This is a genomic window from Deinococcus sedimenti, from assembly GCF_014648135.1.
GTDB classification, from domain to species: Bacteria; Deinococcota; Deinococci; order Deinococcales; family Deinococcaceae; genus Deinococcus; species Deinococcus sedimenti.
Window position 1 is genome coordinate 49,221 of sequence record NZ_BMQN01000007.1, and the last position, 18,351, is coordinate 67,571.

17 protein-coding genes are annotated in these 18,351 nt (G+C 71.2%); 6 read left to right on the forward strand and 11 right to left on the reverse strand.

Translation table 11 applies throughout. The annotated features are described in order from the left end of the window. Window positions 1-57: 57 nt before the first annotated feature. The gene (locus tag IEY69_RS13920) at window positions 58-1,743 is read right to left on the reverse strand and encodes a copper amine oxidase N-terminal domain-containing protein (RefSeq protein ID WP_373291052.1); all 1,686 of its coding nucleotides are present in this window, start codon (window positions 1,741-1,743) and stop codon (window positions 58-60) included. A 263-nt stretch (window positions 1,744-2,006) separates the two neighbouring features. On the opposite strand from IEY69_RS13920, the gene ftsH reads away from it, so the two are divergent. Further along, on the forward strand, window positions 2,007-3,866 hold the full coding sequence (gene ftsH / locus IEY69_RS13925; RefSeq protein ID WP_189073757.1) for an ATP-dependent zinc metalloprotease FtsH: 1,860 nt from the start codon (window positions 2,007-2,009) through the stop codon (window positions 3,864-3,866). 56 nt (window positions 3,867-3,922) lie between these two features. On the opposite strand, the gene IEY69_RS13930 is transcribed toward ftsH, so the two are convergent. After that, a complete protein-coding gene (locus IEY69_RS13930; RefSeq protein ID WP_189073758.1) occupies window positions 3,923-4,678 on the reverse strand; it encodes a DsbA family oxidoreductase in 756 nt (251 codons plus the stop codon). A 233-nt stretch (window positions 4,679-4,911) separates the two neighbouring features. Here IEY69_RS13930 and IEY69_RS13935 point away from each other — a divergent pair, with 233 nt between their 5' ends. From IEY69_RS13935 to IEY69_RS13945, 3 genes are all read left to right on the forward strand, one after another. Next, on the forward strand, window positions 4,912-6,627 hold the full coding sequence (locus IEY69_RS13935; RefSeq protein WP_189073759.1) for an N-acetylmuramoyl-L-alanine amidase: 1,716 nt from the start codon (window positions 4,912-4,914) through the stop codon (window positions 6,625-6,627). 55 nt (window positions 6,628-6,682) lie between these two features. Beyond that, the gene (locus tag IEY69_RS13940; protein ID WP_189073760.1) at window positions 6,683-7,054 is read left to right on the forward strand and encodes an MGMT family protein; all 372 of its coding nucleotides are present in this window, start codon (window positions 6,683-6,685) and stop codon (window positions 7,052-7,054) included. A gap of 75 nt (window positions 7,055-7,129) precedes the next feature. Beyond that, window positions 7,130-7,696 carry a c-type cytochrome gene (locus IEY69_RS13945; protein WP_189073761.1) on the forward strand — a complete coding sequence of 189 codons (567 nt, stop codon included), beginning with the start codon at window positions 7,130-7,132 and terminating at the stop codon, window positions 7,694-7,696. Here IEY69_RS13945 and IEY69_RS13950 read toward each other — a convergent pair. Together IEY69_RS13950 and IEY69_RS13955 are read right to left on the reverse strand one after the other, a co-directional pair. Further along, window positions 7,680-8,495, reverse strand: a complete 816-nt coding sequence (locus tag IEY69_RS13950; protein ID WP_189073762.1) for a LysR family transcriptional regulator — start codon at window positions 8,493-8,495, stop codon at window positions 7,680-7,682. The genes IEY69_RS13945 and IEY69_RS13950 overlap by 17 nt on opposite strands. A gap of 6 nt (window positions 8,496-8,501) precedes the next feature. Further along, window positions 8,502-8,591, reverse strand: a complete 90-nt coding sequence (locus IEY69_RS13955) for a helix-turn-helix domain-containing protein (RefSeq protein WP_189073763.1) — start codon at window positions 8,589-8,591, stop codon at window positions 8,502-8,504. 71 nt (window positions 8,592-8,662) lie between these two features. Between IEY69_RS13955 and IEY69_RS13960 the strand changes: the two genes are divergently transcribed. Then, on the forward strand, window positions 8,663-9,433 hold the full coding sequence (locus IEY69_RS13960; protein ID WP_189073764.1) for a class I SAM-dependent methyltransferase: 771 nt from the start codon (window positions 8,663-8,665) through the stop codon (window positions 9,431-9,433). A gap of 67 nt (window positions 9,434-9,500) precedes the next feature. Then, window positions 9,501-11,312 carry an ABC transporter ATP-binding protein gene (locus tag IEY69_RS13965; RefSeq protein WP_189073765.1) on the forward strand — a complete coding sequence of 604 codons (1,812 nt, stop codon included), beginning with the start codon at window positions 9,501-9,503 and terminating at the stop codon, window positions 11,310-11,312. A 167-nt stretch (window positions 11,313-11,479) separates the two neighbouring features. Here the strand turns inward: IEY69_RS13965 and IEY69_RS13970 are convergent, their stop codons facing one another. The 7 genes from IEY69_RS13970 to ung all read right to left on the reverse strand — a co-directional run bounded on the left by IEY69_RS13970 (window position 11,480) and on the right by ung (window position 18,343). Then, entirely contained in the window at window positions 11,480-12,034 is a 555-nt protein-coding gene (locus IEY69_RS13970; RefSeq protein ID WP_189073766.1) for a helix-turn-helix domain-containing protein, read from the reverse strand. 10 nt (window positions 12,035-12,044) lie between these two features. After that, window positions 12,045-13,181 carry a serine hydrolase gene (locus tag IEY69_RS13975; protein WP_189073767.1) on the reverse strand — a complete coding sequence of 379 codons (1,137 nt, stop codon included), beginning with the start codon at window positions 13,179-13,181 and terminating at the stop codon, window positions 12,045-12,047. Window positions 13,182-13,317: 136 nt separating this feature from the next. After that, window positions 13,318-13,677 (reverse strand): hypothetical protein, encoded by a 360-nt coding sequence (locus tag IEY69_RS13980; protein ID WP_189073768.1) that lies wholly within the window; start codon window positions 13,675-13,677, stop codon window positions 13,318-13,320. Between the two features lie 46 nt (window positions 13,678-13,723). Beyond that, complete coding sequence (gene ubiE, locus IEY69_RS13985; RefSeq protein WP_189073769.1) at window positions 13,724-14,446, reverse strand: bifunctional demethylmenaquinone methyltransferase/2-methoxy-6-polyprenyl-1,4-benzoquinol methylase UbiE; 723 nt, start codon at window positions 14,444-14,446, stop codon at window positions 13,724-13,726. A 74-nt stretch (window positions 14,447-14,520) separates the two neighbouring features. After that, window positions 14,521-15,009 (reverse strand): DUF2716 domain-containing protein, encoded by a 489-nt coding sequence (locus tag IEY69_RS13990; protein WP_189073770.1) that lies wholly within the window; start codon window positions 15,007-15,009, stop codon window positions 14,521-14,523. Then, the gene (locus tag IEY69_RS13995) at window positions 15,006-16,046 is read right to left on the reverse strand and encodes a DNA topoisomerase IB (RefSeq protein ID WP_189073771.1); all 1,041 of its coding nucleotides are present in this window, start codon (window positions 16,044-16,046) and stop codon (window positions 15,006-15,008) included. The genes IEY69_RS13990 and IEY69_RS13995 overlap by 4 nt, the downstream gene beginning before the upstream one ends. Beyond that, window positions 16,043-18,343 carry a uracil-DNA glycosylase gene (ung, locus tag IEY69_RS14000; RefSeq protein WP_189073772.1) on the reverse strand — a complete coding sequence of 767 codons (2,301 nt, stop codon included), beginning with the start codon at window positions 18,341-18,343 and terminating at the stop codon, window positions 16,043-16,045. Before ung ends, IEY69_RS13995 begins: the two co-directional genes overlap by 4 nt. Between the last annotated feature and the right edge of the window lie 8 nt (window positions 18,344-18,351).

Consider the following 18,351-nt stretch of genomic DNA (forward strand, 5'->3'; position numbering starts at 1 on the left):
GTCACCGCGAAAAGGGAGGGAAACCCACGCGGTCCCCCTCCCCTCTTCCTGTCCCGGTCAGGGGCGGTAGGTCTTGATGACGCCACCCTCCCCACCCACGCGGCCGGTGCGGTAGAACACGAGGCTGATGGGCAGGTTGCTGCCGCTGCTGGGCACGAAGTCGATGTTCAGGCGGTCGCTCTGCGCGCGCCACAGCAGGACCGGCTCGTCGGGTTTCAGGGCGTTGCCGGTGCGGGGCAGCTTGATGGTCTGCGTGATCGGGCCGTCCTGGATGTTCATGGCGCCCCGGTACAGGCCGCCCCGGGGGCTGAGGGCCACGGCGGTCCCGGCGGTCCCGTTCACTTCCAGGTCGTACAGGACGCCGTAGTTGCCGCTGAGCCGCACGGCCTGCCCGGTCAGGGCGTCGGTGCCGGTCACGGCGGGGTCCACGCGGCCGTCCCCGATGATCAGGCGGGTGGGCAGGGCGCCCAGCGTGACGCGCAGGGTGCGCACCGCGTCCGGGAAGGTGCCGCGGGTGTGGCGGCCGTCGGGTTTCAGGTACGGCAACTGCTGGATGACCTGCGGGGTGGGGGGCAGGGCGTCTTCGAGCATCACGTAGGTCAGTTCGACCCGGCCGCTGGTACTCAGGTCCTGCATGACGTTCACGCCGCTGCCCAGGCTCAGGGTGGGGCTGGCGTACACGGCGGCCGCCTGCCCGGGCGAGAGGGTCAGGGTGGTGCCGCCCGCGGATGCGAAGTACTCCAGCAGCGTCACCTGCCCCAGGATGCTCTCGATGCGGGTGGGGGCGGTCTCGCCCAGGCGTTCGCTGCGGACCTCGACGGGGCGGCTCTCGAGGTTGCGGGCCAGGACGTACAGGCGCGCGGGGCGGCCCAGGCCGTTGAGGTGGTACCCGAGCAGGCGCGCGCGGCCCGTGACGCTGTCCTGGTACAGGATGCCGCTCTGGTCGGGCACCTCGGGGCTGTCACTGAACAGCAGCGGGTAGCTGGGGCCGGCCTGCGGGCTGATCAGCGCGGCCGGGTAGGTCAGGATCTGCGGGTCGGGGAAGGCGTCGCCGGGCTGCGCGTACTTCAGGGCGTACGTGAGGGGCGTGTCGATGGGCTGGCCCTCCACGCGGATGGTGCGGGTGAAGGGCTGGCTCTGCAGGCCGCGGCTGTTCGTGACGGTCAGGGTGACGGTGTACGTGCCGGGCTGGAAGTACACGTCCTGGCGGCCCGTCCAGCGGCGGGCGGTGATGTCCGCGCCGTCCGGGTCGAAGGGGTACTCGGTGTACACGACGCGTTCGCCGGGCGCGTACACGTTCTTGTCGGTGCTGAAGCGCGCCTGCGGGCTCATGGGGTTCCCGCCGTCACGCAGGGCGGTCAGCGTGAAACTGCGGTCGTCGCCGGTCAGGTTGGCGTTCAGGGCGTCCGCGAGGGTGCGGGCGCTGACGTACGCCACGGCGCCGATGCTGGCGACCGTCCCGGCAGGTTGCGGGGCGCCGCCCAGCGAGGCCGCGCCCCGCCGCGTGTCGATGGTCAGGCGGGCCAGTTGTAGCTGTCCGCTGCTGCCCAGCAGGGGCTGGCCGAGCAGCGCGGCCGTTTCGCGCAGGGGCAGCATGGTGCGCCCGCCGATGTTGCGGGGTGGGCTCTGCCAGCGCTGCGGGGCGCCGTTCACGTACACGTCGAGGTCATCGACGGTGAAGGTGAGCTGCACGGACCCCAGGCTGGGCTGCGCGGCGTGCGCGGCGCCCAGGGTGAGGGCCAGCGGCAACGCGCCGCCCGTCAGGGGCGGCGTCAGGAGACTCAGGGTGCCGAGCAGGGCCGTTCGGAAGCGTGACCGGCGGGAACGGGTGGGGTGGGGGGGGCGGGCGGACAACACCGGTAGAGTATGCCCGCTGAACCTGACGGACGTCTGCCCCGCGCCGGTGTTTCTGAGGGCTGCATGAAGTGAACCCCCGGCGGGGGCAGGCGGAGCGGATGCCGGGCGGCGTTGCAGTTGGCGGCCCGGTGGGCGGCTTAGACTGGGGCATGACGCGCAGGACTTGGCTGTGGGTGGCTGGGGGGGTGGCCGCGGCGCTGCTGCTGACGTGGGTGCTGTGGCCGCGTGCGCAGAGCGGAGAGCTGGACGTCACGGCCTTCGGGAAGGCGCTGAGTGGCGGGCAGGTGAGAACCGCGACGATCACCTTCCAGAACGGCACGGCGGTCGTGACCGGGCAGCTGGAGGGCGGACCGTACCGCACGCGGACGCTCGCGGCGGATCCGCTGTTGAATCTGGAGGCCCTGCAGGCGCAGGACGTGAACGTGTCCTACGGCTCGCCGCCCCGCCTGAGCGTGCTGGGCGCGCTGAGTCTGCTGCTGACCCTGGCGCTGATCGTGGGACTGGTGGTCCTGCTGACCCGCAGCCGTCAGGGGGGCGGGGCGGACGCGGCGTCCAGTTTCGGGCGGTCACGGGCGGCGGTGATCAGCGATGGGCAGATCAAACTCACCTTCGGCGACGTCGCCGGCTGCGACGAAGCCAAAGCCGACCTCCAGGAAGTCGTCGACTTCCTCCGCCACCCCGACCGCTACCACCAGCTCGGCGCCCGCATCCCCCACGGCGTCCTCCTCGTCGGCCCTCCCGGCAGCGGCAAGACCCTCCTGGCCAAAGCCGTCGCTGGTGAAGCCCGCGTCCCGTACTTCAGCATCTCCGGCAGCGACTTCGTGGAGATGTTCGTCGGCGTCGGTGCCGCGAGGGTCCGCGACCTGTTCGAACAGGCCCGCAAGAGTGCCCCCTGCATCGTCTTCATCGACGAGATCGACGCCGTCGGTAGAAAACGCGGCATGAACATGCAGGGCGGCAACGACGAACGCGAACAGACTTTAAATCAGCTCCTCGTCGAGATGGACGGGTTCGGCAGCGGGCAGGAGGTCATCATCCTGGCCGCCACCAACCGCCCCGACGTCCTCGACGCTGCGCTGCTGCGGCCCGGACGCTTTGACCGGCAAGTCGTCGTGGACGCCCCCGACGTGCGGGGACGCGAGATGATCCTGCGGATCCACGCCCGGAAGAAACCCCTGGACGCCAGCGTGGACCTGAGCGTCATCGCCCGGCGCACCGCCGGGATGGTCGGGGCTGACCTGGAGAACCTGCTGAACGAGGCTGCGCTGCTCGCGGCGAGGTCGGGACGGACCCGCATTACCGCGCGGGATGTGGACGAGGCGCGGGACCGGGTGCTGATGGGACCCGAACGCCGCAGCATGGTCGTCCGGGAAGCGGACCGTAAGGTCACCGCCTACCACGAAGTCGGCCACGCCCTCGCCGCCCAGCTGCTGCCGCATGCGGACAAGGCGCACAAGCTGACGGTCGTGCCGCGTGGACGCAGCCTGGGCAGCGCGCTGTACACCCCGGAGGACCGCATGCACTACACGCGGGCGGCGCTGCTGGACCGCATCTGCGTGGCGCTGGCCGGACACGCGGCCGAGCAGGTCGCGACCGGTCAGGTCACGACGGGCGCCGCGAACGATTTCCAGCAGGCGACCGGGCTGGCGCGGCGCATGGTGACCGAGTGGGGCATGAGCGACGTGGGGCAGCTGGCGCTGGCGCAGGAGAGCGGCAGCTACCTGGGGTTCGGGCCGCAGCAGGGCGTGTACAGCGACCACACCGCCGAGCGGATCGACGCGGAGGTCAGCCGCATCCTGAACGGGCAGTTCGAGCGGGCCATGACCCTGCTGACCGAACACGCGCACATCCTGCACCGCCTGACCGACGAGCTGGTGGCCCGAGAGAGCCTCAGCGGCGAGGAGTTGCAGACCGTGCTGGGCGGGGGCACCCTGCCGCCCGTGGAGCTCAGCCCGCGGCCCGAGGACAGCCCGGCGCCCAGCGGGCAGCTGACACCCGACCCGGCCTGAACGTCACGCGAACAATGCCCCCGGACTCGTGAGCCGGGGGCCTCTACGTTCCTGGGTCAGGGGCGTTCGGGGACGGCGCACTGGCCGTCCTCGCAGCCGTCGGCGGGGGATTCGGTCCCGATCATCTGGAGGGGCGCGGGGTGGGTTTCCTGCCACACCTGGGTCAGGGCGCCCAGCAGGGTCTGGGGGTCCTGTGCGCCGCTGACGCCGTACTTGCCGCCCAGCACGAAGAAGGGCACGCCGCTGATGCCCAGGGCCTGGGCCTGCGCCTCGTCCTGACGGACGGCGTGGGCGTGGTGGCCGCCCAGCAGCGCGGCGCGGACCTCGGGGCCGTCCAGACCGACCTCCTGCGCGAGGCGGACCAGGGTGTCCAGGTCGCTGACGAGGTCTCCGTCGCTCATGTAGGCGCGCAGCAGGCGTTCCTTCATGGCGTCCTGCTTGCCGTGCTGCGCGGCGTGGTGGATGAGCTGGTGCGCGGAGAAGGTGTTACCCAGGCGGGCGCGGTCGAAGCGGTACTCCAGACCCTCGTCGGCGGCGGTGCGGGTGACGTGGTCCATCATGCCCTGCGCGTCCTCTGGTGTGCGGCCGTATTTCTTCGCGAGGGCGTCGCGCATGCTCAGGGGGTGTTCGGCGGGCGCTGCGGGGTCGAGTTCGAAGGCGTGCCAGGTCACCTCGACCTGATCGCGGTGGGAGAACTGGGCGAGGGCCTGTTCGAAGCGTCGCTTGCCGATGTAGCACCAGGGGCAGGCGACGTCGGACCAGATGTCCACGCGCAGGCGGTCCGGGGCGGACGAGATCTGTGGGGTAGTCATGCTGTTGATTCTACTATACTTTGCAATGTAAACCATCGGCGGAGTGCCGATGCGCCGGTCCGGGCCGCTCAGGGCGTGAACAACCGCACACGTCCTCATGCAGGACAGGCAGGCCTCCACTGAAGATGAGACAGGGTCACGGAGAATGCCGTCCTCATCACCCTTTTGGCTGACGACACCCCCATGAGGACTGACCCGGAGTTCTCACTGCTGTCCCGTACAGTAAAAGACACATGAAGCGAACAGCCATCCTGCTCTCATCCGGCCTGCTGTTCCTGGGTGCCTGCAGCGTCCACGCGCAGACCACCCTGCCCTTCACGCCCGGCGCTCCCGGCGTCAACCTGCCGTCCCTCGCCCCGGCCACCCCTCCTATCGCCTCCACCGACGCTACCTTCGGCTCGCCCCGCGTGAGCAGCCAGGGCAGCGTCACCCGCGTCGTGTTCGACCTGCCCGCCGGCGTCACGTACTCCCTGACCCCCACCTTCGCCGGCCTGCGCCTCGACATCCAGGGCGCCCGCGTGCAGCCCGCCGTCACGGCGAAACTCGGCGCCAGCGTCAGCGAGTACCGCGCCGGAGCCGGGCAGGCCACCCTGATCACCCCCTACCCGCTCGCCCCCAGCGACGGCTGGCGCGCCAGCGAGGCCAGCCTCGCCACCGGCAAGCGCGTCCTGATCCTGGAACTCGGCCCCGGCGTCAGCGGCGGCGCGGGCAGCAGCGTGCGCGGCCAGGTGCTCGCCACCGCCCCCACCAGCCCCGCCGCGCAGAGCGTCCTGAACGCCCCGCTGCCCGGCAACCTCCCCCCCGGCGATCAGGTCAGCAGCAGCGTCCCCCTGCCTGCCCCCAGCCTGCCGGACGCCAACCCCGCGCAGCCCAGCGCCCTGCAGGGCAGCGTCCCCGGCCCCGCCCGGGTGGCCCTGCTGAACGAACCGCGCCTGGGCAGGAGCCCCGGCCAGACCCGCGTCGTGCTGGACCTGCCCCCGGGCAGCAGTTACCGCATCGCGCCGGGCGCGGGCGGACTGAGCATCACGCTGACCGGCGTGACCATGGCCGCCCAGCAGGCCAGCAGCGTCAGTCCTGAACTGCGCGGCTGGACCTACGCGCCCAGCGCCGCCGGCGGCACCGTGATCCTCAGCACCACCGGCCGCACCACCGCCCGCAGCGGCTGGCGCGCCCAGCTACTGCCTCCCGCCGGAGGCGACCTGGCCCGCCTGGCCATCGACCTGTCCCCCGCCCTGGCCGACCGCACGCCCCTGAGCAGCACGGAACGGCAGGTGCAGGCCGTCGCGCCGCAGTTCGCCGCGCGGCCCACCGCACTGCTGGCACTGAGCACCAGCCTCGTGAAACCCCGCGTGGTCCTCGACCCCGGCCACGGCGGGAAGGACCCCGGCGCCGTCGGAGCGGTCGTGGAAAAGCAGGTCACGCTGGCCGTGGCGCTGCGCGTGCGGGACCTGCTCAGCGCGGCGGGCGTGGACGTCGTCCTGACCCGCGACAGCGACCGCGAACTGCACCCCGTGAAGAACACGGACCTGCAACTGCGCGCCGCGATGGGCACCCCCGGCACCGCGCTGTTCGTCAGCATTCACGTCAACGCCCTGGACGCCTCCGCCGCCCTGCGCGGTTACGGCATCGAGACGTGGTGGAATCCCAACCACGCGCGCAGCAGCGCCCTGGCCGCCCTGCTGCAGAATCAGATGGTGCAGCAGACCGGCGCGTTCGACAAGGGCCTGAAGAACACCCAGTCGCTGAGCGTGCTGCGCAACAGCCGCGTGCCCGCCGCGCTGGTCGAGATCGGCTTCGCCAGCCACCCGGTCGACGGGCAGAACCTGCAGGACAGCAACTACCTGGACCGCGTGGCGCTGGGCATCGCGCAGGGCATCCGCGAGGCACTCGTCAGTGGCGTCACCGCCGACGGTACCGGCGAGTCGGCCGCCACCGCCGCCAAACGCTGACCCGCCACGTCACCGCCGCGTGCGCTGCCCCGGGCACGCCTGCGAGAATACCCGCATGACCAGCCCCGGCACGACCAGCCCCGATCCCTCCCCCGGCTTCCGCGAGCGTGTTCTGGCCCTGGTGGCCCGTATCCCCGAGGGCCGCGTCATGACCTACGGACAGCTGGCCCTGCTCGCCGGGAATCCCGGCGCAGCCCGGCAGGTCGGCTTCGTGCTGAACTCCCTGGTGGGCGGGTCGGACCTGCCCTGGCAGCGGGTGATCAACGCGCAGGGCCGCGTCAGCACCCACAAGGTCGGGTTCGGGGACATGCAGGAACGCCTGCTGATGGCCGAGGGCGTGTCCTTTCAGGACGGCCGCTGCGACCTCGCCACGCGGCAGTGGTGGCCCGACGAGGCCCGCGCCGCCCCACCCGCCCCGCTGCTGTGAGGGCGTGCGCTGCATGAAGGATCGCTCATGCAGCGCGGGATTTCCGCCCGCCTGACCGGGCGGTATGCTCCGCGCATGACCAGACACCCGGACCGCCGCGACGCCCCGCGCCCAGCTCTCCGCCACCCGTGGGTGCGGGGCAGCGCGGCCTCCTGGGCGCTGGGCGCCACGCTGGGCGTCGTGCTGGGCGCGGGCCTGCTGATCGCCACGCCCCAGATGATGGGCAAACCCGCCGAGGCCACGCCCGCCAGCACCGCGCCCGCCAACGCCAACGAGAACGGCCCCGCCGACGCGGGCAAGAGTGAAGGCAGCGATGCGACACCTGCAGGCGAGACGACCGGCAGCGCGGGTGAAGCCCAGACCGGCGCGGAGGAGGCCGCCGGGAACGCCGAGGCCGGGCAGACGGTGTACACCGGGAACTGCGCCGGGTGCCACGGTGCGAACGGTCAGGGGAATATCGGCCCGAGCCTCGTGACGGCGGACGGTCCCAAAAGCTGGACGCTGGCGCAGTTCAGCACTGCCCTGCGTGAGGGCCAGACCCCGGACCGCGAACTGTCGGCCACCATGCCCCGCTTCGGCGAGGCGCAGCTCAGCGACGCGCAGATCGCCGACCTACAGGCGTACCTCAAGACCCTGAACTGACGCCCAGCGCCGCCGCCCGGTCCGAGAGCGCCCCCACCAGAGCCCGCAGGTCCGGGCGGTCCCCGTCAGCCACGCGGGTCAGCAGGGTCCAGCGGGCGGTCCCCACCGCGCCGCCCACGCCCGTCACCTCGGTCACCTGCCTGGCTGTCAGGGCGTCCAGCGCCGCCCAGCGGGGCACCAGACTGGCCCCCACGCCCAGCCCGACGGCCTGCACGACCGCCGTGAGGTCCGGTACGGTCAGCGCGGGCCGCGCCGCGAAGCGCACGCCCAGATCGCCGGTGAAGCAGCGGCGGGTGGTGGGCAGCTCGGCGCTGTAACTCACCCACGGGCGGGCGTTCAGCCACGCGCCCAGCGCCGCCCGGTTGGTCGGCGCCGCCTCCCAGCCGCCCGGGACGATCAGCGTGAACGGCACGTCCGCGACCGGCGTGCCCAGCAGCGCGCGGTCGTCGGGCACGCGCGCCGCGAGGACGGCGTCCAGACTGCCCTCGCGCAGCCCCGCCAGACCCGCGGCGTCCGCCGTGACGCTCAGGTGCAGCGGACCGGGAACACCCGCCTGAGCCCCGCCGGTCAGGGCCGGGAGGAGCACGCGCAGCACGTCGGCCGGGCCGCCCAGCCGCAGCGGCACCGTCCCGGGCCCGCGGCCCCGCAGGGTCCGGTCGGCGGCGTGCAGCTGGTCCACGCCGGGGGCCACCTGCGCGTACAGCAGCTGGCCGCGCCCGGTCGGTTGCATGCCGCGCGGCGTACGGCGGAACAGCGGCTCGCCCACCCGGGCCTCCAGCGCCGCGATCTGCGCGCTCACGGCGGGCTACGTCAGGTGCCGCTCGCGGGCCGCGCCGCTCACGCTGCCCGCGCGGTACACCGCCACGAACACCCGGAACAGCTCCAGCGAAGCCATCAGCATCCGTTATACCCCCACCCGGCCCACGTGATTAGCGCGCCGGGCCCGCGCGGGCGCACCATGCGGACATGACCGACCGCAGCGCCGCGCAGTTCAACGCCCACGCCGACCGCTACGCCACCAGCGAGGTCCACCGCGCCGGACCCAGCCTGCCCGTCCTGCTGCGCCTGGCCGCGCCGGGCCCGGGGGACCGGGCGCTGGACGTGGCGACTGGCACCGGCAACACCGCGCTGGCCCTGGCCCCCCACGTGCAGGACGTGACCGGCGTGGACGTCGCGGACGCCATGCTGACCCACGCCCGCGAGCGGGCCGAGCGGGAGGGGCTGGACAACGCCACCTTCCGGTCCGGGAACGCCGAGGCCCTGCCCTTTCCCGACGGCACCTTCACGCTCGTCACGTCCCGGCACGCTCCCCACCACTTCGCGCACCTGGACCGCTTCCTGGCCGAGGCGTGGCGGGTCCTGCGGCCCGGCGGGCGGCTGGTGATCGCCGACCAGATCAGCCCCACCCCGGAGCTTCAGACTTGGACGGACACGTACCAGCGGCTGCGGGACCCCAGCCACCACGCGCAGCGCCCCGTATCGGCGTGGCAGGCCCTGAGCGGCGCGGCGGGCTTCACCTGGGCCGCGCACGAGATCGTGCCGTACGAACTGCCCTTCGGCTGGTGGACCGCCCAGAGCGGCTGCACGCCCGACACGGTGGCGGCGCTGCGGGGCCACGCCGCGACCCTGGACGCCGCGCAGCAGCAGGCCGCAGGGTTGATCCTGGACGGGCGCGGCGAGGTGACCGCGCACCGCGAACCCATGCTGGTCGTACGCCTGGAGAAACCCGGGCGCTGAGCCCAGGCTCGTCAAGCGCACCTGCGGCCCGCGCCCCGAGTGCGTTCCCGTAGGCTGCGGGCCACCCATGACGAGTGCTTCCCCGCCTGCCCGTGACCTGTGGCGCACGCTGCGCCTGACCCTGCCGGACCTGTGGCGCGCCCAGCCGCTGATCACGGCGGGCCTGTTCCTGAGCGGGGCGGCGCAGGGCGCGCTGCCCGCCGTGACCATATTGATCGGGAAGTGGACGGTGGACGGCGTGAGTGGCCTGCTGGCCGGGCAGAGCGTGAACCTGACGGCGCTGGCGGGCGCGTGGGCGGGCGTGGCGCTGCTGACGCAGGTCACGGCGACCGTCACGCAGGTCATGCAGGGCGTCGCCGCCGACGGCTACACCCTGCACGTGAACCAGCGCCTGATGCGCCGCATGACCGAATTGCAGGGCCTGGACGTGCTGGAAGACCCGCAGTTCCACGACGACATCGAGGTGCTGCAGGACGGCGCGAGTCACCGCCCGCTGAACCTGCTGTCCACGCTGGTGTACGCCCTGCGGAACGTCGTGGCGGCGATCAGCGTGGCGGCCACCCTGCTGCTGGTCGGGTGGTGGGTGCCGCTGGTGGTCGTGGCGGGGCTGCTGCCGCTGATGTCCCGGCAGATGCAGTTCTACCGGCTGGGCTGGAGTCTGTTCATCCAGCGGACTCCCGAGGCGCGCGAGGTGAACTACCTGTCGCGCGTGGCGCTGCGGCACGAGTACGCCAAGGAGGTCCGGCTGTACGGCCTCGCCCCGCACCTGCAACGCGAGGCGCTGACCCGCACCCGCGCGTACCAGAACACCCTGCGCGCCCAGCGCACGCGCGGCCTGCTGGCGCTGCTGCCCTTCGAGGCGCTGTCCCTGCTGGTCACCGGGGGTCTGTTCGCGTTCGTGGTCGCGCAGGCGCAGGCCGGGCGGGTCGGGGCGGGCAGCGTGGCGCTGGTCGTCACGGCGCTGGCCGCCCTGCGGCAGGAACTGAGCGGCCTGGCCGAGATGGGAAGTATCGGCACGCAGCACCTGAGCTGGTTCGCCAAGCTGGACGCGTTCCTGAACGCCCCGGGCGGCGTGCAGAGCCCCGCCCGGCCCCAGCCCATGCCCGCCGACGGCACGATCACGCTGGAGAACGTGAGCTTCGCGTACCGCGACCAGCCGCCCGCGCTGCGGGACGTGACCCTGACCATCCCCGCCGGGCAGACCGTCGCCATCGTCGGGGAGAACGGCGCGGGCAAGAGCACCCTGATCAAACTGCTCCTGCGGTACTACGACCCCACCGCCGGGCGCATCCTGATCGGCATGGGCGCGGCGCAGACCGACCTGCGCGACCTCGACCTGAACGACTGGCGCTCGGGCGTCGCCGCCGTGTTCCAGGACTTCGCCCGCTTCGAATGGACGCTGCGCGAGAACATCCTCCTGGGACAGGCGCAGGACGACACCCGAATGAACGCCGCCGTGCAGGGCAGCGGCCTGAACACCGTCCTGACGGGCACCCGCACGCTCAACACCCGCCTGGGGCAGGCGTTCGGCGGCGCGGACCTCTCCGGCGGGCAGTGGCAGAAGCTCGCCACCGCCCGCGCCCTGTACAGAGGCGCCCGCGTGCTGATCCTCGACGAACCCACCGCCGCCCTCGACCCCCGCAGCGAGGCCGAAGTCTTCGACACCTTCGCCGCCCTGGCACGCGGCCGCACCACGCTGCTCGTCACGCACCGCCTCGGCAGCGTCCTGATGGCCGACCGGGTCCTCGTCATGAAAGCCGGACAGATCATCGAGGACGGCACCCACGCCGCCCTCCTCGCGCGTGGCGGCGAGTACGCCGACCTGTGGGCCCTCCAGGCCCGCCAGTACGAGGAACAGACAGAGCCCATCCTGGCCTGACGGTCATACGCACTCCGTCGGTTTCGTCGGCTCTGCCCATGCACCGGGTGGCACACTGCACGCCCGGAACCCGGTTCTCTCCTGCTCGCTTCGCTCGGAAAGAGGCTGCAAAGACCCTATCCGGGTCCAAATGACTTTGACGGTTCTCGCAAAATGCGTGCTGAACGTCAGTCCCGTCCAGCGTCAACGGACTGCCACTCGTCCACGTCCGGCGCGGCGACGCCCCCGCTTGCCCGCAGGATGACCAGCAGCGGAATGACCTTCTGTGCCGGAACCACGTAACGCCCCCGTCCCTCCAGGGTCAACCATCCGGCTGCCTGTAATTCCCGCAGGTGGTGGTACAGCTTGCCCGCACCGCCCAGGTCCGGCTGGCCCTGGAGGTCCTGCGTGGTCTGTCTGCCGTTCAGAACGGCGCGCAGAACCGCCAGCCGCAGCGGATGCCCCAGCGCGGCCAGCGCGGGCGCGGCCCCCTGCCAGTCGGCGTTCAGGAGGGCCGGAGTGTCCTGCCCTTCCTGCCACGCCCAGTGTTCCCCGGTGGGCAGCCGGACGTGCCCGCTGAACAGCACTGCGCCTTCCGGTGCGTCGCGTTCCAGGCGTTCCAGCGCCCAGAACACCTCCTTCGGTCCGGCCAGAGGAGCGGACGGGGTCGTCCTGGCCTCCAGCACGGCCAGCCGGGACTCCAGGCGTTCCAGGCGGGCCAGCAGGTCGGCGGAATCGGTCACGCTCTCCAGTTTACTTTTTCGGGGTGGCCGTACCGAGAGCGTCGGTCAGTTGCCGCGCGAGGTCCGGGCGGATGGCGATCATCAGCAGGGCCTCCTCCAGGCTGTCCTGAAGCGCCCGGTACTGCCCGGCGGGTACGTTCCGCAGAAAGACACTGACGACCAGTGGATACCCGGCGGCCGGGCCGACCTTCGGCGTAAACGCGAGGTTGCTGGTCAGCACACCCCCGGACAGTGACCCACCCTTGGCGTACAGCTGGGTAAAGACCTCGTCGTTGCCAGGGTTCACCCGCATGGGCCAGCCCAGGTGGCGGCGCATGATCTGAAGTTCGGTGTCCGGCAGGCCCGCGCCGGTCAGGACGCGCGCCATCAGCGCCGCGTAGTCGCCGGTGGTGCCGGCGGGCGCCGAGCGATTCTGAAGGGCGCCGGCGGTGGCGGGTTCCACGGCCCGCGCGCGCCGCTGCACCGCCGCCGGGTCCCGCAGCGAGGGGTCCTGACGGACCTGCTCCGCCCGCTGCCAGTACAGCGCGGTTCGTTGCGCGGCCGTCATGGTCAGCAGCGCCGTCTGGTCGCGTGGAGTGTCCCAGGTGCTGAACATCCCGGCAACAGGGCCGATGTCGTCCTGGCCGGTCAGGTGCAGGCGCGTGGCTGTCTGCCGGATGGCCTGGGGTCCCAGGCGGGACAGGATCAGGTCGGTGGCGGCGTTGTCGCTGGTTTCGATCATGAACCGGGCGAGCGTGTCCAGCGGCACGGTGCGGTCCGGAGTGCTGGCGCGGCCGGAACGGTCGGCGGGCAGCCCGAGGGCCTTGAGACTGCTGGCGTGTGCGCCGCCGTCCGTGCCCGGCAGGTAGAAGCTTTCCCAGTCGCGCAGCGTGACGGGCTGCTGGGCGTTCAGGGTGCCGCTGGTGACGGCGTGGGCGTAGGCGGCCAGGACGACGATCTTCATGCTGCTGGCCAGCGGCATGGGCTGCGTGTCGTTCCAGTTCAGGGCGTGGCGTGCCGGGTCCGGGGTGCCGTCTGCCCGGAGGGCGTAGGTGCTGACGGCCAGATCGTGCGGCTGGGTGCGGGCGAAGCTCAGCAGGGGGTCCAGGGGGGTGGCGGCCCGGCCAGTCGAGAACGCGGAGAGCAGCAGCAGCAGCAGACGCTTCATACAAATACAGTATTCCGTAATTCTGTAAATTTCAAGGAAAAAACAAAGGAACCCCGGGCCCCAGCCGTTTTCACCCCACCGGCACCCGCTGACTCCCGACGTCAACGGCGACGCGGAACCCGCCCCGGCCTGAACGTCAGCGCCAGCGCAGGCTCACGTCCACGCCCAGCCGCACGTCCGGCAGCGGGGAGGCGGGCGTGCAACTGAAGCGCATCTCGTCCGGGGCGAGGGTCGGCGTGACCTTCCCGAACATCAGCCGAGAACCCAGAAACAGCACCCGCAGTGGGTCTGGACCGGTCGTGCTGGCTCCTGCCCGGCGCAGGGTCAGGGTCGTGCCCCGGCAGGACAGCACCCCGACCTCTCCCCCGGACGGCCAGTGGACCCGCAGGCCCTCCGGGACGCGCTCCACACCCACCACGAACGGGGTGGCCTGAGCCTGCACCCCGCCACCCCACAGGCCCACCAACAGGGCCGCCACCCGCAACATTCCTCGCATGGGTCCATGCTGCCCCCCGCACCCGCGCGAGTCGAGCAGATCTGCCTTACGGCAGCTTGTCCCCCACGTGAATCGCGGCGATGCCGAAGGTCAGCAGGCGGTAGCGGGTGCGGAACCCCGTGGCGCGCATCAGCTGCGCCAGCCGCTCCGGCTCGGGAAAGGCCAGCACGCTCTCGGGCAGGTACGTGTACGCCGAGGCGTTCCCGCTGATCAGCCCACCGATGCGCGGCAGCACATGCTGGAAGTACACGCGGAACAGGCTCCCCAGCAGGCCCGGACGGGGCGGGGGGAACTCCAGGATCACGGCCCGCCCGCCCGGCGCGAGCACCCGGTGAAACTCCGCGAGGCCCCGCGCGTAATCCGCGAAGTTCCGGAACCCGAACGCGCACGTGATCGAATCGAAACTCCCGTCCGGGTACGGCAGGTTCAGCGCGTCCCCCTCCTCCAGGCGGATGTCGATGTGCCGCGCGGCGGCCTTCTCCCGGCCAATGGCGAGCATCTGCGGCACGAAGTCACTGCCGATCACCTCGGCCTGCGGGGCTCGGGTCTTGAGTTCCAGCGCGAAATCCGCCGTGCCCGTCGCCACGTCCAGCACCCGCGCCGGTTGCAGGGCCAGCGCCTCGTGCGCCGCCGCCCGCCGCCAGCCCTTGTCCACCCCGAGGCTCAGCACGCGGTTGAGAAGGTCGTAACGGGGCGCGATGCTGGCGAACATCGCCTGCACGTCACTGCCCTTGTCCTGCTTGTCCCCCACGGCGGGCCGCTTCGTCATGAGCCGCATCATAGGGCGCGCAAGGCGGGACGCACCGGAAGCAGACGCGCAGTCAGGGGGCAGGAACCCTGGATTCAGCGTCGCTGGCGGATGACCTGCCGGAGAATGTGCGGCAGGTTCGTCTCTAGAGCACCCAGCAGTGGTTCGCCGAACACGCAGATGGTGCCCTCCCAGGGATGCCCGAGGGTGCCCCAGCTCAGATCAACAGCGAGCGTGATCGCGTAATCCCCATCAGGGAACACGCCATGAGTCCAGGGATGACTCTTGGTCGGAACCGCCACATCGCTAGGTGTGTACGCGAAACAATCGTGCTGCCAGTCGAGGGCATACACCTCCTCGCCTGGGGCGGTGATCCGGCGGATTGCGTCCCAGAACCCGGCGTATAGCTCGTCTATCTCGTCCTCCGACCACTGTGGAGGCAGCTTGAAGGTGACCGACGGGGTCGGCTCCCGGAAGCCCGGCCAATGACTAAAGGCTGTGCTCGGATGAAATCCGAGGCCGTCATACACGTAGTCCCAGATGTGGGTGTACTCAGGCTCCTCCAGCTTCCGCCAGCCGCTCACGCCGCCTTCTTCCCTCGCCGTGTCCGCAGCGTCTTCTCGCTTTCCAGCAGTCGTTTCAGGGCGGCTTCGCTGCGGGTCAGACCGTCGAGTTCGCTGTCTGCTTTGGTCGCGCGGGGTTCGTAGTCGTCGAGGATCTTGCCTTCGAGGTAGCGGTCGAAGATGACGGGGCAGATGTAGCTACTGCGGGTGACGGCGGGCGTGTTGCCCAGGTCGGCGGCGACGTATTTGACGCAGTCGACGAGGGTCTGCCGGGCCTGTTTCTCGGTGTCGGCGACGCCCGCTTCGGCGAGGTATTCGGCGGCGAGCAGGGTGCCGCCCCAAGTGCGGAAGTCCTTGGCGGTGAACGGACCGATGACTTCCTTGAGGTACGCGTTGAGTTCGCCGCTGCGGACGCGTCGGCGGTTGCCTCCTTCGTCCACGGTCTGGAACAGCCAGGGGCCGGGGAGGTCGAGCAGGCGGCCGATGTTCGTGGCGAGGGTGCGGTCGGTGGTGGCCTTGTGCTGGGTGATGCCGTGCTTGCCCTTGAAGTGGAACGTGACGGTGTTTCCGCCCACCTGGACGTGCCGCTGGCGGAGGGTGCTGAGGCCGTAGGTTTTGTGCTGCTGCGCGTAGATGTCGCTGCCGACGCGGAAGCGGGCGACGTGCAGCAGGCGGGTCATGAGGGCGGCGACCTTGCGGGGTGGGAGGCCCTGGGCGCGCAGGTCGGCCCCGGTGATGGCCTTGAGCTGCCCGAGCGCTCCGGCGAAGCGGGTGAGGCGCTGCCATTTCTTCAGCGCGCCCGCCTGCACGAAGTCCGGATGGTAGCGGTACTGGAGGCGTCCGGCGGCGTCGCGCCCAAAGGCCTGAAGTTCGGCGTCCGCGTCGGGGCTGACGTACACGTCCTCGTAGGCGGGGGGCACGGCGAGCTTGGCGATGCGTTCGATGCCCGCCTTGTCTTTGTAGGGGGTGCCGTCGGGCCAGAAGTATTTGAATTTCTTGGGGTCGCTGCCTTCGCGGCGCAGGTACTCCTCGGCGAGGATCTGGGTGCGGGTGGTCATTCCGTGACCTGCATGGGCAGTTGCCAGTCGATGGGCGTCAGGTCCGCTTCTTCCAGCGCGGCGTTCACCTGGCTGAAGGGGCGGCTGCCGAAGAATTTCGCCTCGCTCAGCGGGCTGGGGTGCGCGGATTCGATGATCACGTGCTGGGGCGCGGTGATGAGTTTCTTCTTCTTGCGGGCGTACGCGCCCCACAGGACGAACACGACCCGCTGAGGCTTGTCGTTCACGGCGCGGATGACGGCGTCCGTGAAGTGCTCCCAGCCCTTGTTGGCGTGGCTGTTGGCCTGCCCCTCGCGGACGGTGAGGACGGCGTTCAGCAGCAGGATGCCCTGCTCGGCCCAGCCCTTCAGGTACCCGTGGCGGGGGGCGGTGAAGCCGGGCAGGTCGGCGGTCAGTTCCTTGTAGATGTTGCGCAGGCTGGGCGGGATGGGCACGCCGGGGCGGACGCTGAAGCTCAGGCCGTGCGCCTGACCGGGGCGGTGGTACGGATCCTGACCCAGGATCAGGACCTTCACGTCCTCCAGCGGCGTGAAGCGCAGCGCGTTGAACACGTCCGGCGCGGGGGGGAACACATTCCCGGCGCGGCGTTCCTGAATCAGGAAGTCCTTCAATTCATGGAAGTACGGGGCGCTGAATTCGCCGTGCAGGGCCTGCTGCCAGTCGTCGGGCAGCCCGGCGGGCACGATGGCCTTCGGGGCGTTGTTGGTCGTGGTGTCAGAGGGGGCGGGCGTGTGGCCGAAGAGGTCGGGCTGGTCGCTCATGATGGTCCTTTGTAGGGCACGGGGGCGGGGTGGGGGTGGGGGTTTCTCCGGGAGGCCCCGGGCTTTTCGTTCGGCGCGCAGGTCGGCTTTCTTGCGGCTGCCGTGCTTCGCGTAGATGCGGCGGGCTTCCGCTTCGAATTCCGGGCTGGCGCGGGCGGCGCTGATGCGGGCGCGGGCGCGGCGTCCGGCCTCCTGTTCATTCACGATGGGCGGCGGGTAGCTCAGGCGACTGGCTCCGCTCCACTCCCAGGGCGCGTGGATGAAGTCGGTGGGGACGTCTGCGAGTTCCGGCAGCCAGCGCCGCAGGAACACCCCGTCCGGGTCCTGTTCGCGCGCCTGCCGGGTCGGGGAGTAGATGCGCACGCGGTTGATGCCGACCGTGCTGCTCTGCATCTGCATCTGCGACCAGTGGATGCCGGGTTCGTTGTCCAGCCACTCGCGCGCCAGGAACAGCCCGGGCTGGCGCCAGTGCAGCCAGAGGTGCTGCGTGGCGAAACTGACCAGCAGGGCGCGCATGCGGAAGTTCAACCAGCCGGTTTCGCGCAGCATCCGCATGCAGGCGTCGATCAGGGGGTAGCCGGTCTGCCCGTGCTGCCAGCGGTCGTAGAACTCCGGGTTCCATTCGTGTTCGCGCAGGCCGTCCAGGGCGCGGTTCAGGGTGCGGAATTCCATGTCCGGCTGGCTTTCCAGGCGCTGCATGAAGTGGCAGTGCCAGTGCAGCCGCGACTCGTACGAGCGCAGGGACCGCACCCAGCGCGGGTCGGCCTCGGGATCGCCCTTGACGGTCGCGAGGCGCTGCCGGGTCGCCTGAAGCACCTCCCGCAATGAGATCGTCCCGAACGCCAGTGGCGCACTCAGGCGCGAGCAGCTGCTCTCGGCGCTCAGGGGGCTGCTCATCTCGCGCATGTAGTTCACGCCGCGCGCCGCCAGGAACGAGTCCAGCGTGTCCAGAGCGGCGGCGCGGCCCCCCGGTGGGATGATCTTGGCATTGGCGGGCACACCCAGTTCGGCGTGGGTTCGCAGGCCGCCGGGGTCGGCGTCCACACCACTCAGCTGCGCGGGCGCGGCGACCTGCGGGGCGCCCAGGCGTTCCTCCCAGGTGGCGGCCCAGCCGTCGCGGTTCCGCATGCGGCGGATCACGCCGTTCTGCGGCAGTTCCGTCATGGGCAGCCCGCGCGCCCGCGCCCAGGCCCGCACGCGTCGGTCCCGCTGGTAGCTCACGCCGTTGCCGGTCTCCTCGTGCGCCCACACGGCCGTCACGCCATGCGACTCGCGCAGTTCGTCGAGCACGGCGACCGCCTCGCCCACCCGCACGACCAGCGGCGTGCCCAGCGCGCGCAGGCTGGCGTCCAGTTCCCGCAGGGATTCGTTCAGGTACGTCAGGTGATGCCCGGCGAACTCCTCGTGGGTCAGCTGTTCGGGCTCGTAGATGAACACCGGCAGGACCGGCCCGCTCCCTGCGGCCCGCGCGAGGGGCGCGTGGTCGTGCACGCGCAGGTCCTTCTTGAACCACACGAGTTGGGTGCCGCCGAGCATGAGGGTCA

Bases quoted from the DNA above. Each gene is read 5' to 3' on its own strand.
- IEY69_RS13975 (WP_189073767.1), bottom strand. From the start codon at position 13,181: ATGAAGCGTCTGCTGCTGCTGCTGCTCTCCGCGTTCTCGACTGGCCGG.
- ubiE (WP_189073769.1), bottom strand. From the start codon at position 14,446: ATGACGAAGCGGCCCGCCGTGGGGGACAAGCAGGACAAGGGCAGTGAC.
- IEY69_RS13945 (WP_189073761.1), top strand. From the start codon at position 7,130: ATGACCAGACACCCGGACCGCCGCGACGCCCCGCGCCCAGCTCTCCGC.
- IEY69_RS13960 (WP_189073764.1), top strand. From the start codon at position 8,663: ATGACCGACCGCAGCGCCGCGCAGTTCAACGCCCACGCCGACCGCTAC.
- ung (WP_189073772.1), bottom strand. From the start codon at position 18,343: ATGCTCGGCGGCACCCAACTCGTGTGGTTCAAGAAGGACCTGCGCGTG.
- IEY69_RS13995 (WP_189073771.1), bottom strand. From the start codon at position 16,046: ATGACCACCCGCACCCAGATCCTCGCCGAGGAGTACCTGCGCCGCGAA.
- IEY69_RS13955 (WP_189073763.1), bottom strand. From the start codon at position 8,591: ATGGCTTCGCTGGAGCTGTTCCGGGTGTTCGTGGCGGTGTACCGCGCG.
- IEY69_RS13965 (WP_189073765.1), top strand. From the start codon at position 9,501: ATGACGAGTGCTTCCCCGCCTGCCCGTGACCTGTGGCGCACGCTGCGC.
- IEY69_RS13980 (WP_189073768.1), bottom strand. From the start codon at position 13,677: ATGCGAGGAATGTTGCGGGTGGCGGCCCTGTTGGTGGGCCTGTGGGGT.
- IEY69_RS13935 (WP_189073759.1), top strand. From the start codon at position 4,912: ATGAAGCGAACAGCCATCCTGCTCTCATCCGGCCTGCTGTTCCTGGGT.
- IEY69_RS13930 (WP_189073758.1), bottom strand. From the start codon at position 4,678: ATGACTACCCCACAGATCTCGTCCGCCCCGGACCGCCTGCGCGTGGAC.
- ftsH (WP_189073757.1), top strand. From the start codon at position 2,007: ATGACGCGCAGGACTTGGCTGTGGGTGGCTGGGGGGGTGGCCGCGGCG.
- IEY69_RS13940 (WP_189073760.1), top strand. From the start codon at position 6,683: ATGACCAGCCCCGGCACGACCAGCCCCGATCCCTCCCCCGGCTTCCGC.